The sequence below is a fragment of the Leisingera sp. SA215 genome (genome assembly GCF_055902035.1).
The window spans coordinates 696,888-710,278 of the sequence record NZ_JBVVXU010000001.1 but is presented as its reverse complement, the minus strand read 5'-3'; the positions used below and the strand labels follow the sequence as shown (position 1 = coordinate 710,278).

General features: G+C 64.7%; 12 protein-coding genes. 6 read left to right on the top strand and 6 right to left on the bottom strand.

Going from position 1 to position 13,391, the window contains the following annotated elements:
* Nucleotides 1-8 precede the first annotated feature (8 nt).
* The gene (gene tyrS / locus AC0KW6_RS03380) at nt 9-1,262 is read right to left on the bottom strand and encodes a tyrosine--tRNA ligase (RefSeq protein WP_474034076.1); all 1,254 of its coding nucleotides are present in this window, start codon (nt 1,260-1,262) and stop codon (nt 9-11) included.
* Between the two features lie 143 nt (nt 1,263-1,405).
* Here tyrS and AC0KW6_RS03375 point away from each other — a divergent pair, with 143 nt between their 5' ends.
* Nucleotides 1,406-2,515, top strand: coding sequence for an anhydro-N-acetylmuramic acid kinase (locus AC0KW6_RS03375; protein ID WP_474034075.1), 1,110 nt, complete (start codon nt 1,406-1,408; stop codon nt 2,513-2,515).
* 81 nt (nt 2,516-2,596) lie between these two features.
* Here AC0KW6_RS03375 and AC0KW6_RS03370 read toward each other — a convergent pair whose 3' ends face one another.
* Together AC0KW6_RS03370 and AC0KW6_RS03365 are read right to left on the bottom strand one after the other, a co-directional pair.
* Complete coding sequence (locus AC0KW6_RS03370) at nt 2,597-3,499, bottom strand: fatty acid desaturase (protein ID WP_474034074.1); 903 nt, start codon at nt 3,497-3,499, stop codon at nt 2,597-2,599.
* 45 nt (nt 3,500-3,544) lie between these two features.
* On the bottom strand, nt 3,545-3,964 hold the full coding sequence (locus tag AC0KW6_RS03365) for a cupin domain-containing protein (RefSeq protein WP_323783155.1): 420 nt from the start codon (nt 3,962-3,964) through the stop codon (nt 3,545-3,547).
* Nucleotides 3,965-4,035: 71 nt separating this feature from the next.
* Here AC0KW6_RS03365 and AC0KW6_RS03360 point away from each other — a divergent pair, with 71 nt between their 5' ends.
* Together AC0KW6_RS03360 and AC0KW6_RS03355 are read left to right on the top strand one after the other, a co-directional pair.
* Nucleotides 4,036-5,454 (top strand): protein adenylyltransferase SelO, encoded by a 1,419-nt coding sequence (locus AC0KW6_RS03360; protein WP_474034072.1) that lies wholly within the window; start codon nt 4,036-4,038, stop codon nt 5,452-5,454.
* Nucleotides 5,455-5,608: 154 nt separating this feature from the next.
* The gene (locus tag AC0KW6_RS03355; RefSeq protein WP_474034071.1) at nt 5,609-6,313 is read left to right on the top strand and encodes an endonuclease/exonuclease/phosphatase family protein; all 705 of its coding nucleotides are present in this window, start codon (nt 5,609-5,611) and stop codon (nt 6,311-6,313) included.
* Between the two features lie 196 nt (nt 6,314-6,509).
* Here AC0KW6_RS03355 and AC0KW6_RS03350 read toward each other — a convergent pair whose 3' ends face one another.
* Nucleotides 6,510-7,844 (bottom strand): DEAD/DEAH box helicase, encoded by a 1,335-nt coding sequence (locus AC0KW6_RS03350; RefSeq protein ID WP_474034070.1) that lies wholly within the window; start codon nt 7,842-7,844, stop codon nt 6,510-6,512.
* A 350-nt stretch (nt 7,845-8,194) separates the two neighbouring features.
* Between AC0KW6_RS03350 and AC0KW6_RS03345 the strand changes: the two genes are divergently transcribed.
* The 3 genes from AC0KW6_RS03345 to eno all read left to right on the top strand — a co-directional run bounded on the left by AC0KW6_RS03345 (nt 8,195) and on the right by eno (nt 11,172).
* Nucleotides 8,195-8,608, top strand: coding sequence for a Fur family transcriptional regulator (locus tag AC0KW6_RS03345; RefSeq protein ID WP_323783141.1), 414 nt, complete (start codon nt 8,195-8,197; stop codon nt 8,606-8,608).
* A 212-nt stretch (nt 8,609-8,820) separates the two neighbouring features.
* On the top strand, nt 8,821-9,714 hold the full coding sequence (locus AC0KW6_RS03340) for a DMT family transporter (RefSeq protein WP_323783138.1): 894 nt from the start codon (nt 8,821-8,823) through the stop codon (nt 9,712-9,714).
* A 183-nt stretch (nt 9,715-9,897) separates the two neighbouring features.
* Nucleotides 9,898-11,172 carry a phosphopyruvate hydratase gene (gene eno, locus AC0KW6_RS03335; protein WP_323783136.1) on the top strand — a complete coding sequence of 425 codons (1,275 nt, stop codon included), beginning with the start codon at nt 9,898-9,900 and terminating at the stop codon, nt 11,170-11,172.
* Between the two features lie 694 nt (nt 11,173-11,866).
* Here the strand turns inward: eno and AC0KW6_RS03330 are convergent.
* Nucleotides 11,867-12,316, bottom strand: a complete 450-nt coding sequence (locus AC0KW6_RS03330) for a GNAT family N-acetyltransferase (protein ID WP_474034069.1) — start codon at nt 12,314-12,316, stop codon at nt 11,867-11,869.
* Nucleotides 12,313-13,254 (bottom strand): nucleoside hydrolase, encoded by a 942-nt coding sequence (locus AC0KW6_RS03325; RefSeq protein ID WP_323783130.1) that lies wholly within the window; start codon nt 13,252-13,254, stop codon nt 12,313-12,315. The genes AC0KW6_RS03330 and AC0KW6_RS03325 overlap by 4 nt, the downstream gene beginning before the upstream one ends.
* Nucleotides 13,255-13,391 lie beyond the last annotated feature (137 nt).

The following is a 13,391-nucleotide window of genomic DNA, read 5'->3' as shown; positions in this document are numbered from 1 at the left end:
CAGTACCGTCAGCCGTCCAGCCGGACCAGGGCGTGGCGTTTTTTGCCGGCGCTCAGCTTGATCGGCGAGGCCAGCGCGCCGGCGTCGATCATCAGGCCGGCGTCAGTGAGCGGCTGGTCGTCGATGCGGGCGCCGTTTTCGGAAATCAGCCGCTTGGCGTCCTTGCCCGATTTCGCGAGGCCGGATTTCACGATCAGCTGCACGATGGACATGCCGTCGCCCAGATCCGCCGAAGACAGCGACAGGGTGGGCAGGTCATCGCCGACGCCGCCCTTTTCGAACACTTCGCGTGCGGTGGCTTCTGCCGCCGCCGCCGCATCGGCACCGTGCAGCAGTTTGGTCACCTCGTTGGCGAGGATCACCTTGCCCTCGTTGATCTCGGACCCTTGCAGCGCGCCGAGGCGGTCGCATTCAGCGACCGGCAGCTCGGTATAGAGCTTGAGGAAGCGGCCGACGTCGGCGTCGGTGGTGTTGCGCCAGAACTGCCAGAATTCGTAAGGCGACAGCATCTCGCCGTTCAGCCAGATTGCGCCGCCCTGGCTTTTGCCCATCTTGCGGCCGTCCGAGGTGGTCAGCAGCGGCGAGGTGAGGCCGTAGACTTCATGGTCGATCACCCGGCGGGTGAGGTCGATGCCATTGACGATATTGCCCCATTGATCCGAGCCGCCCATTTGCAGCACGCAGCCGTAGCGGCGGTTCAGCTCCATGAAGTCATAGGCCTGCAGGATCATGTAGTTGAATTCCAGGAACGACAGCGACTGCTCGCGGTCGAGGCGGGATTTCACGCTCTCGAACGACAGCATCCGGTTCACCGAAAAATGGCGGCCGATGTCGCGCAGGAACTCCAGGTAGTTCAGATTGTCGAGCCATTCCGCGTTGTTCAGCATCAGGGCGTCGTTGCCGCCGTCGCCATAGGTAAGGTAGTTGGCAAACACCTTTTTCATACCGGCGATGTTGGCGTCGATCTGTTCGGGGCCCAGGAGCGGCCGTTCGTCCGAGCGGAACGAGGGATCGCCCACCTTGGTGGTGCCGCCGCCCATCAGGGTGATCGGCTTGTGGCCGGTCTTTTGCAGCCAGCGCAGCATCATGATGTTGAGAAGATGCCCGACGTGCAGCGACTGCGCGGTGGCATCATAACCGATATAGGCAGGCTGGACCCCCTTCACCAGCGCCTCGTCCAGGCCCTGGTAATCGGTGCAATCGGCCAGATAGCCGCGTTCCATCATCACTGCGATGAAATCCGATTTGGGAGTGTAGGTCATAACATGCCTCGGTCTCTAGGTTTGCACCATGCCGTATAAATCGCATTGGCGCCGGTTGGAACCTGTTTTCCCGGCAAAATAAGCACTGTATCATGGCGCGCGAACGGGCGGGGCGGCCCGGAACCTATAAAGGGGCAGAGGCCATGAGCAGGGCCATAGCAAAAACAGGCGCGGTGCGGGCGCTGGGGGCGATGAGCGGCACCTCGCTGGACGGGGTGGATGCGGCTGTCGTTGTCACGGATGGCGCGCGTATCCATGGGTTCGGCGGCAGCAGTTACCGCGAATACTCGGTGGCGGAGCGCAGCGTGCTGCGCGCCGGTCTGGGCAAATGGACAGGGCCGGAGGTCGAGGCGGCGGCCGGGGTTTGCGACGCGGCCCATGCAGCGGCGCTGGCAGACTTCGAGGATGTTGAGATCATCGGCTTTCACGGCCAGACCCTGGCCCATGCGCCGCGGCTGCAAGGCACGCTGCAGGTGGGGGACGGGGCGGCGCTGGCAGAGAGGTTGCGCAAGCCGGTGGTCTGGGATTTCCGCTCGGATGATGTCTCGATGGGGGGCGAGGGCGCGCCGCTGGCGCCGTTCTTTCACTTTGCCTGCGCGAAATACATCGGCGCCGAGCGGCCCTTATGTTTCCTGAACCTGGGCGGGGTCGGCAACCTTACCTATGTGGATCCGCGGTTTGAACGTCCGGAGGAGCCGGGCGCGCTGCTGGCGTTCGACACCGGCCCGGCCAACGCGCCGGTCAATGATCTGGTGCAGGAGCGGCTGGGCATTCCCTGGGACGCAGATGGCAAGGTGGCGCGCTCCGGCAAGGTGGAGACCGGCGCGCTGGAGCTGTTTCTGGCTGAGCCATATTTTGCAAGAATGCCGCCCAAGTCACTGGACCGGAATGATTTTGCCGAGATGGTAGGGCTGGTGAACGAGCTGAGCGATGCTGACGCAGCCGCGACATTGATCGCCATGTGCGCCGCCTCGGTTGCGCAAGGGATGGAGCATTGCCCGGAGCCGCCGGAGGCGGTGCTGGTCACCGGCGGCGGCCGCCATAACCCGGTGCTGATGGAGATGCTGCGGGTGTCGCTGGACTGCCCGGTGAAGCCGGTGGAGGACGCGGGGCTGGACGGCGACATGCTGGAGGCGCAGGCCTTTGCCCATCTGGCGGTGCGGGTGGCGCGGGGAATGGCGACATCCTGCCCCGGCACCACCGGCGTGCGGGCCTGTGTCGGCGGCGGGGTGGTGAGCGTGCCGGGGGCGTGATCGGGTGACGCCACGTGCAAGAGTTTTTTGAAAACTCTTGCCAAATTTCTTCTGAAGAAATTTTGCCCGGCGCCGAGGCGGTCAGCGCGCCAGCTGCCTCACATAGTCCGCAGTGAACTCCCCATATCCGTTCGACGTCGACTTCAGATGCGCCTCGGTGATGGCGTGGAAGGCCGGCAGCTGGTGGAAGGGCACATTCGGGAAGGAATGATGCTCGGCATGATAGGGCATGTTCCAGGCCGCAAAACGCACAATTCGGTTGGTGATGGTGGTGCGGGAGTTCTCCAGCATATCGGCGACCGGCGGGCAGAGGCCGTGTTCCGCCAGCAGATAAGCGCGCAGGAACGGCTGGCCGATCAGCAGCGGCACAATCCACAGCCATAGGACCAGCGGCGACATCAGCAGGCTCAGCAGGGCGGCGGCGTAAATGGCCAGCAGCACCCGTGCTTCCAGCCGCATGCCGGCGAGGCGGCGCTTGGGCAGATAGGGGGCGCTGATGGTGCCGAAGGCGTTACGCCAAATGGTCCTGGCCATACCCTTCCAGTAGCTCCAGCCGCTCAGGTATGTGAGCCACTGGGTAAGGGTTTCGGGGCGGCCGCCATGTTCCAGTTCGGGGTCGCGATCGGGGTCATTTGTGAACTTGTGATGCGCCAGGTGGTAATAGCGGAACCAGACAAAGGGCAGGGCCATTGCCAGGGCGCAGAAATGGCCTGCGGTCTCATTCAGCCATTTGCTGCGGAAGGGGGTCTGGTGGGTGCACTCATGGGACAGCGTGAACAGGAACACCAGCAGCACCCCCTGCGGCAGCATCAGTAGCGGCCAGAAAGGCACCTGCAGCGCCAGGCCCGCGGTGCAGACCGCCAAAGCGGCAAGGTACAACGCCAGGTGCCGGAGCCCGGCCGCATCCGAACGGGCGGTCAGGGACGCTTTGGTTTCCGGCGGCAGCGACTTGATCAGGGCCGTGTGATCCAATTCAGCAGGCATGCGGACAGTCTTGTCCAGTAAGATGATTCGCTGCAACAGGCAGGGTCAGCCGCGCGGGATGTCGAAACCTGGCTGGGCAAGCTCGAACCCTTCGAATTGGAACCCCGGCGAAACGGTGCAGCTCACCAATGTGTAGTCCCCGGTTGTGCGGGCGGCCTGCCAGTGGCCTTGCGGAACAATCAGCTGCGGTGCGCCTGTGCTCAGATCCGGGGTCAGCAAATGATCCCGGGCAGGGCCTTCTCCGGTGGCGGCAACCGACAGAACCAGCGGCGCGCCGGAATGGTAGAGCCAGATCTCGGTGGCATCGACGCGGTGCCAGTGGCTGTTGCCGCCATCCTTTAAAAGAAAGTAAATACAAGTGCCTGAGGGGCGTCCCTCATTCCCGGCCCGCCAGGTTTCCCGGTACCAGCCGCCTTCAGGATGCTGTTGCAGGCCCAGTTGTCCGATGATCTGATCGGCGGTCATGGCGCGCACTCCTTTTGGCCCTTGGCCCGTTTGGCGCTGGTAAATCTGTATCCGGCGCATATGTTTGGGCCATGGCATTCACGATCCCCTTTGACAACACATATGCTGCCCTGCCGGGGCAGTTCTACTCCAAACTGGCGCCGCAGGCGGTGAAGGCGCCGAGGCTGATTGCCTTCAACGAGGATCTGGCGCGGGTGATGGGCATCAGCCCGGGCGAGGCGGCAGAAATGGCGGAAGTCTTTGGCGGCAACCTGGTGCCGGAGGGGGCAGACCCGCTGGCGCAGCTTTACGCCGGGCACCAGTTCGGCACCTATAATCCGCAGCTTGGCGACGGGCGGGCAATCCTGCTGGGTGAGGCCGTGGGCACGGACGGCACACGGCGCGACATCCAGCTGAAAGGGTCGGGCCGCACGCCCTATTCCCGCGGCGGCGATGGCCGTGCCTGGCTGGGGCCGGTGCTGCGCGAATATGTGGTCAGCGAGGCGATGCATGCGCTTGGCATTCCCACCACCCGCGCCCTGGCGGCGGTGGAGACCGGCGAGACCGTCTGGCGCGAAGGAGCCCTGCCCGGTGCGGTGCTGACGCGGGTGGCCGCCAGCCATCTGCGGGTCGGCACCTTCCAGGTCTTTGCCGCGCGCGGCGACATGCACAGCCTGCGCCAGCTGACGGAATATGCGATTGCGCGCCACTATCCGGACGCTGACGGGCCGATGGGGCTGCTGCGTGCAGTGCGCGACGCCCAGGCCAAGCTGATTGCCGTCTGGATGGGCGTGGGCTTTATCCACGGGGTGATGAACACCGACAATTCCTCGATCTCGGGCGAAACGATCGACTACGGGCCTTGCGCCTTCATGGATGTCTACCATCCGCATACGGTGTTTTCCTCGATCGACCGCGGGCGGCGGTATGCCTATGCCAATCAGCCCAGTATTGCAGTGTGGAACCTGGCGCAGCTTGCCACTGCGCTGATTCAGCAGCTGGAGGATCCGCAGGCGGGAGTCGCGGAAGCCACGGAAATCGTTCATGCCATGCCGCAGCTGACCGAGGACGCCTGGCTGACCCGGTTCCGGGCCAAGCTGGGGATCACCTCGGCGCAGGAGGGGGACCTGGAGCTGGTTACCGGCCTGTTGGAGCGGATGGCAGAAAACCAGAGCGATTTCACCAATACGTTCCGTGCGCTCGGCACGGGCGGCGCGCGCGATCAGTTCACCGATCCGGCGGCCTATGACAGCTGGGCCGAAAGCTGGCAGGCGCGGCTCCAGGATGAGCCGGACCCGCAAGCGGTGATGCGCCGCGCAAACCCGGCCTTCATCCCGCGCAACCACCGCATCGAGGAGATGATCGCCAGCGCGGTGGCCGGAGATTTCGCGCCCTTCCACCGGCTGAACACGGTGCTGGCGCGCCCCTATGCGGACCAGCCGGAGCACGCGGATCTGCAACGCCCGCCGGCACCGGAAGAAGTGGTGCAGGCGACCTTCTGCGGGACCTGACGGGTGTCTTTCCGGTTCCAGATACTCCCGGGGGTGAATTGAGCCGCAGGCGCAAGAGGGGGGCAGACAGCCCCCGGGCAACGCGCGCGGCGGGTTGACCGTTGTGTTTCAGGGGTGTCCTGCGCCAAACTCCAGAGTAGCCTGGAGGGACCGGATGCCCGATCAACCGCCGCAGGACACGCTGCGGGTCGCCACTTATAATATTCAGAAATGTATCGGCCTGGACCTGCGTCGGCGGCCTGAACGCATCCTGCAGGTGCTGGCCGGGCTGGATGCGGATGTCGTGGTGCTGCAGGAGGCCGACAAACGGCTGCCGCCGCGGCCCGCGGCGCTGCCGCATTTTCTGGTCGCGGAAACCGGCTGGCAGGCGGCGGATCTGGGCGGCGCGGGCTCGCTGGGCTGGCATGGCAATGCGGTGTTGTTCCGGGGTGGTATGCAGTTGCAGGCCAAAGGCCATATTGCATTGCCAGGGCTGGAGCCGCGCGGCGCGGTCTGGGTTCAGCTGAAGACGGTTCTGGGGCCGGTCCGGGTGATCGGTGCGCATCTGGGGCTGACGGGGCGGGCGCGGCGCGAGCAGATGCAGGCCCTGGCCCGTGCCGCACAGCGCGAGGACAGCGCGGTGGTGCTGGCGGGGGATTTCAACGAATGGTCGCGGATGCCGGTGCTGGAGCATATCACTCCGGCGCTGACTTTCCTGCCGCCCAAGGCGAGCTTTCCGGCGCTGCGGCCGCTGGGGGCCTTGGACCGGATTGCGTATTGTAAGCGGTTGAAAGCCGTTGCGCATGGGGTGCATGGGGCGCGGCCTGCGCATATCGCTTCGGACCATTTGCCGGTCTGGGCGGATTTGCGGGAGGCGTGATCACGAGGGCTTGTGTCCGGGGCAGGGCTCCCGCCCAGGCTTGGGCCGGACGCTGCCGCGCAGCGCAGGATCAAGGCTGAGAGGCCCCCGGGGGCGAGACTGCCCCCAGGTGCCGGTTGGCGCGTGTTTTTGTGCTGGCCCGCTTCAAAGATGAACAGCGCTGGCGCCGTCCTTGGGGCGGATCAGCATCAGGAGGTCAGCGGGCGCGCTGTTTCTGGCCGCCGCGCTGGGCGCCGCCGGGGTTTCCGCCGCCGGCGCTTGCGCCCTGGGGATTGCCCTTGCCGCCGCCGCTGCGGCGGCGCTGGCCACCGGGTTTGCCGCCGCCGAAACCGCCGCCGCCGCGGCGTCCGCCGGGACGGCCGCCCGGTTTGCCACCGGGGGCCGCCGGATCCGGCAAGGCTTCCCAGGCGCGGCCCGAGGCGACGGGGATGGTGGTTTTCATCACCTTCTGGATCGCTTTCAGTTCGTCCATTTCATCGGGCGAGCAGAAGGCGATGGCAGCGCCGTCCTTGCCTGCGCGGGCGGTGCGGCCGATGCGGTGGACATAGGCGTCCGGCACATTCGGCAGCTCGTAGTTGTAGACGTGTTTCACGTCGGGGATGTCGAGGCCGCGGGCGGCCACATCGGTGGCGACCAGAACCTTGATGTCGCCGGATTTGAAGGCGGCAAGGGCGCGTTCGCGCTGGCCCTGGGATTTGTTGCCGTGAATGGCGGCGGCAGCAAAGCCTGCCTTGTCCAGCACCTTCATCAGCTTTTCCATGCCGTGCTTGGTGCGGCCGAAGACCAGCGCGCGCTCATCCTTGTGGTCGGCCAGCAGCTCCTTCAGGAGGCTCAGCTTTTCCGCCTTGGCGATGAAATGCACCGACTGGGTGACCTTGTCGGCGGCTTTGCCCGGAGGCGAGACCTCGATCCGAACCGGGCTTTGCAGGTAGGAGTTGGCGATCTCGTTCATCTGTTTGGGCATGGTGGCCGAGAACAGCATGGTCTGGCGCTCGGCCGGCAGCAGCGCGGCGATCTTGCGCAGGGTGTGGATGAAGCCAAGATCCAGCATCTGGTCGGCCTCGTCCAGCACCAGGAAGTCGCAGGACCCCAGGTCCAGCGCACCGCGGTCGAGGATATCGATCAGGCGGCCCGGGGTGGCGACCAGAATGTCGGTGCCCTTGGCAATGCGGGAGATCTGCGGGTTGATGGACACGCCGCCGACCACCAGGCCGACTTTCATCGGGGTGTTTTCGGTGAGGCCTTTCAGGGTCGCGGCGATCTGGTTTGCCAGCTCGCGGGTCGGTGCCAGCACCAGGCCGCGCACGGTGTTGGCGGCGGGCTTGCGGCCGTATTGCATCATCTGTGCGATCAGCGGCACGCCGAAGGCGGCGGTCTTGCCGGTTCCGGTCTGCGCCAGGCCCAGCACGTCCTGGCCGTTAAGCGCATGGGGAATGGCGCGGGCCTGGATCGGGGTGGGGTCGTTCAGGCCCAGGTCCTGGAGCCGGGTGAGGAGCTTTTCAGGAAGCCCCATGGTCGAAAATTCAGTCACGTATCATCCTTTCACAGCCCTGCAATCAGCACGGGCCGGATCCGCTGCAAAACAGCGGTTTCTTGCGGGGCAGGGACCTCGGGCGCGCGCTGGCCGGATGCCAGGCCGCTGGCCTCTGCAATCCCCACGCGTGATTTTGGGAATGCCGGCATATCACTTGACCCCGGGTGTCTTGTCACGCACATGCGGTGCGGCCGGTCTTGGTCTCTGCTCACGCGGCAGGGAGGGATGCCTGCGCGTCAAATGGCTGTGGATATGCCGGTTGTCAACCATTGATCTCGGCGAAATGCCTGTTTTCGACACAGATTGCATCCGCTAAAGAGGAAGACCAGAAACCGCGAGGACCATCGATGCCAAAGCCGATTATCGCCCGTTGCGAAGCCAAGGGGCTGCGTATGACCGGCCAGCGCCGGGTGATTGCCCAGGTGCTGCAGGACAGCGGTGATCACCCGGATGTGGAGGAGCTGTATGCCCGCGCCAGCGCGATGGATGCGGCGATCTCGATCGCGACCGTTTACCGCACGGTGAAGCTGTTCGAGGAGGCGGGCATTCTGGAGCGGCTGGAATTCGGCGACGGGCGCGCGCGGTACGAAGATGCGGAGCGGGAGCATCACGACCACCTGATCGACATGAACACCGGCGCGGTGATCGAGTTCTGCGACCCGGAGATCGAGGAGCTGCAAGAGCGGATCGCCCGCAAGCTGGGCTATGAGCTGCGCGGGCATAAGCTGGAGCTGTACGGGGTGCCGCGCAAGGCGGAGTAGCCTCTGCGGCCGGTACCCGTCATTCCTTAGTCTGTGCAGAATTCCGGTTGCGCCGGCGGCCGGAGCTGCATGGTACATCACAGATATTGATATGTATGCTCACGTCTTGTCATGATGCCGGGTCGGAAACGGAGTTGCCTGTGACGGGGCGCTGATGTTCTTTGCCCGGATGGTCCGGCGCACTGCCGGTCCGGGATACGGGACGCGCGCTTATGAACAACCTGCACGGTATTTTGCTTGTCATCGCTTCGATGGCTTTTTTCACGCTTGAAGACATGTTTATCAAGCGCCTGTCGGGCACTGTGCCGGTGGGGCAGATCCTGGTGTTTCTGGGAATGGGCAGCGGGTTTGTTTTTGCGGTCATGGCCAAGATGCAGGGGCACCGGCTGCTGGCGGCGCGGGCCTGGCGCAAGAAGCCGGTGATGCGGGCGGCGTCCGAGGCGGTATCAGCCATGGGGTTTGCCTCGGCGTTGGCGCTGGTGGATATTTCGACGGTGGCCGCGGTGTTCCAGGCAACGCCTTTGGTGATCACCATGGGGGCGGCGCTGTTTCTGAAAGAGGATGTGGGGTGGCGGCGCTGGCTGGCGATCTGTACCGGATTTGCCGGGGTGCTGCTGATCATCCGGCCCGGGCTGGACGGGTTTGAACCGGCGGCGCTGCTGGTGGTGGTGGCAGTGCTGGGGGTCGCGGCCCGCGATCTGATGACCCGGACTATGGATGCCGGAGTGCCCTCCACCGTGCTGAGCTTTCAGGCGTTCTTGGCGGTTGTTCCGGCGGGGATATTGCTGCTGGTCTTCACGCCGGGCGATGCGCAGGCGCTGGCGGGCGGCGAGTGGATGATGATGGCCGGCGGTGTGCTGTTCGGGGTGCTGGGCTATTACGGCATCGTGACGGCGATGCGGGTCGGCGATGCCTCGGCGGTGACACCGTTCCGCTATACCCGGCTGCTGTTTTCGATCCTTGCAGGTGTCATCGTCTTTGGCGAGCGCCCGGATGCGCTGACGCTGGCAGGGGCGGCGCTGATCATCGCCTCTGGTCTCTATACATTTGTCCGGGAGCAGAGGCTGGCCCGGCGGGCCCGGCGCGCGGCCGTTGCTGCGGCCTGAAGTCACGGACCGGGAGCGCACGCGCATTTGTGCAATCCTGTTGGCGCAAACAGAGCAATGTTAGCCCTAAACCGCCGCTTTCATGCGTGTTAGCGATAACGAGGCCGGTTTACATTTCCCCCGCGGCTGGTATGACGCTGACAACAGAACGCGCCGCTTTCAGGCCAAACCAAGGATGGACAGATGAGCACCATTATCGACATTCACGCCCGTGAGATTCTCGACAGCCGGGGCAACCCGACGGTTGAGGTCGACGTGATCCTGGAAGACGGCACCATGGGCCGTGCTGCCGTGCCCTCGGGCGCCTCGACCGGCGCCTATGAGGCGGTAGAGAAACGCGACGGCGACAAAGCGCGTTACATGGGCAAAGGCGTGCTGGAAGCGGTTTCCGCAGTGAACGGCGAGATTGCCGAAGAACTGGTTGGCTTTGACGCTTGCGAACAGGTCGCTGTGGATATGGCGATGATCGAGCTGGACGGCACCGAGAACAAAGCCCGGCTGGGCGCCAACGCCATTCTGGGTGTCTCCATGGCGGTGGCCAAGGCGGCGGCCGATTTCACCTCGCAGCCGCTGTACCGCTATATCGGCGGCACCTCGGCCCGCGTGCTGCCGGTGCCGATGATGAACATCATCAACGGCGGCGAGCATGCCGACAACCCGATCGACATTCAGGAATTCATGATCATGCCGGTGGCAGCGGAGAACATCCGCGACGCGGTGCGCATGGGCTCGGAAGTGTTCCACACCCTGAAGAAAGAGCTGTCGGCAGCGGGTCTGTCCACCGGGATCGGCGACGAGGGCGGCTTTGCCCCGAACATCGCCTCGACCCGCGAAGCGCTGGATTTTGTGCTGAAGTCGATTGAAAAGGCCGGCTACAAGCCGGGCGAGGAGATCTACCTGGCGCTGGATTGCGCCGCGACCGAATATTATAAAGACGGCAAATACGTGCTGTCCGGTGAAGGCAAGACGCTGACCTCCGCTGAAAACGTCGCCTATCTGGCAGCGTTGGTGAAGGACTACCCGATCATCTCTATTGAAGATGGCATGGGCGAGGACGACTGGGACGGCTGGAAGGCGCTGACCGAAGAGCTGGGCGGCAAGGTGCAGCTGGTGGGCGACGATCTGTTTGTCACCAACCCGGCGCGGCTGGCCGAGGGTATCGAGCGTGGCTGCGCCAACTCGATGCTGGTGAAAGTGAACCAGATCGGCACCCTGACCGAGACCCTGAAGGCGGTCGATATGGCGCACCGTGCGCGCTACACCAACGTGATGTCGCACCGCTCGGGCGAGACCGAGGACGCCACCATTGCGGATCTCGCCGTGGCCACCAACTGCGGCCAGATCAAGACCGGCTCGCTGGCGCGGTCCGACCGGCTGGCGAAATACAACCAGCTGATCCGGATCGAGGAAATGCTGGGCGAAGTGGCCGAATACGCAGGCCGTTCGATCCTGAAGTAAGCCCAGGGCATTGGCAGGCGGCGGCCCCCCCCGCCCGGAAGCCCCGCCGGTCTGGCGGGGCTTTTTTGTGTCCCGCTTCCAGCCCGGAGCAGCTGATTGCGATGCCGTCGCGGCCGCAGTTCACGCATTCGCCATTCGCCGGACCGGCCAGCGGACTGGTGCAAAACCTGAACCGGACCTGCGGCCGGCGGTTGTGTGGCCCGGTTCACAGACAGGTTTTCACGGACATGTTACCTTTGTCTCACGCGGTGCGGTTGTTACCGCGGGAGAGGAGAGACCACCATGTCACATCGAGGTTTTCGGAGATTGGCAGCTCTTGCGGGTCTTTCAATACTGCTAGGGTGCAGCGGGCCGGGATATTACCCGCTTGGCGGGGAAGCCGCTGCGCCGTCGGATCCGGTCAGAAGCATGAGTGCAACGGCCGGTTTCATGAACCATCCGGGAATTTAGGACCGGATTGCTGGCGCCCTGACCGGGGCGGAGCGTCAGACCCAAGGGGTAAGCGGCGGCACATCTTAGTCCGTCGCGGTGGATGAGGTTCCATCACCGCGCGAACTGGCACATTGTCTTGTCTGGCTGTTTTGAATTGCCACCGTGCCTGCCGCAGCTCCTGCTGCCATTCCGGCGGCGACAAAGAGGCTCTTCCGGGGGAGAGCGCGCCAAAGGGTGCAGCCTGCCGGCTGCGCCCTTTGGTTTACATCTCCTTGGTCATCAGCATGTAGGTGTCGCGCGGTTTGAAACGGGTGCGCAGATAGAGCCGCTGGGCGGTTTCGTTGTCGCGGTCCACCTCCAGGTGCAGGGCGCGCAAACCGGCCGTGGCCAGGGTTTTCGGCAGTTCGGTCAACACCTCGGTGGCTATACCGCGCCCGCGCACGGCGGGGCGGATGTATAGCTCATCCACAAAACCGTCCATGCCGCCGAATTCCACCGACCATCCGAAGGTGATGACGATATAGCCGATTGGCGCGCGGGGCGGGCCGATCAGGTAGATGGCGCCGTAAGGGTGGCCGTTCAGCAGCGGCTCAACCCCGGCGCGGCGGTGGCCCTCGGTGGTGGCGAGATTGGATTCGGCATGGAAAGCGGCCACCAGCGCCAGCACCCCGTCCAGGTGTTCCGGCTTGGCAAGATGCAGGGCGGCGCTCATAGGCGGGCGAGCCTTTCGGTCAGGAGTTTGAAGAAACCGTCCGCATCGGCGTCTCCGATGAACAGGGCGTTGGGTGTGCGGTCGGTGACGCGCCACCAGTCGGCGACGGTCATGCCGAGGGTGAGGTCCGACTGCGTTTCGATTTCGACATTCACGCGGCGGCCGGAGAACAGTCCGGGCTGCAGCAGCCAGGCGATGACGCAGGGGTCATGCAGCGGGCCGCCCTCGGAGCCGTATTTCTCCACGTCGAAGCGTTCGAAGAAATCAAGCATGTCCGCAGTGAAGGTGCCCACGCGGGAGTTCAGGGCGCGGATCGCCGCGGTGCGGGGTTTGGTCGCCAGCACCTTATGCGTCACGTCCAGCGGCATCACAGTGATAGGCGCACCGGATCTGAACAGGATTTCAGCAGCTTCCGGGTCGACGTAAATGTTGAACTCGGCCGCCGGGGTGATGTTGCCGACTTCGAAATAGGCGCCGCCCATCATGACGACTTCCTGCACCCGTTCGATGATATCGGGCGCCCGGTTGAAGGCGGCGGCGATATTGGTCAGCGGGCCAAGAGTGCAGAGGGTGACGGTGCCCGCCGGTTCGCTGCGCAGGGTGCCGATGATGAAGTCAACGCCGTGCCCTTCGGCCAGCGGCATGTCCGGCTCCCACAGCTTTGGCCCGTCAAGACCGGTCTGGCCGTGCACATGTTCGGCGGTGACCAGCGGCCGGCAGAGCGGTGCCTTGCTGCCCGCGTAGACCGGCACATCCGTCTTGCCTGCCGCCTCGCAGGCAATGCGGGCGTTCTTGCTGGTAAGCGGCAGCGGCACGTTGCCCGCAACGCAGGTGATGCCAAGCAGATCCAGGTCTTCGGGGCTGGCCAGCGCCAGCAGGATGGCCACAGCATCATCCTGTCCCGGATCGGTGTCGATGATGATTTTCCTGGGGCTCATGGCACTCTCCGCTGGTGATGAGCCACGAGACTACGCGCAGTTCTGCCGGGATTGAACCGTCCGCAGGCGGGCCGGCGCAAATTTCCGGAAATTTCTGCAGCGGCTGTTTGCTGCCGCGGCGGCTGCCCGGCGGCGGT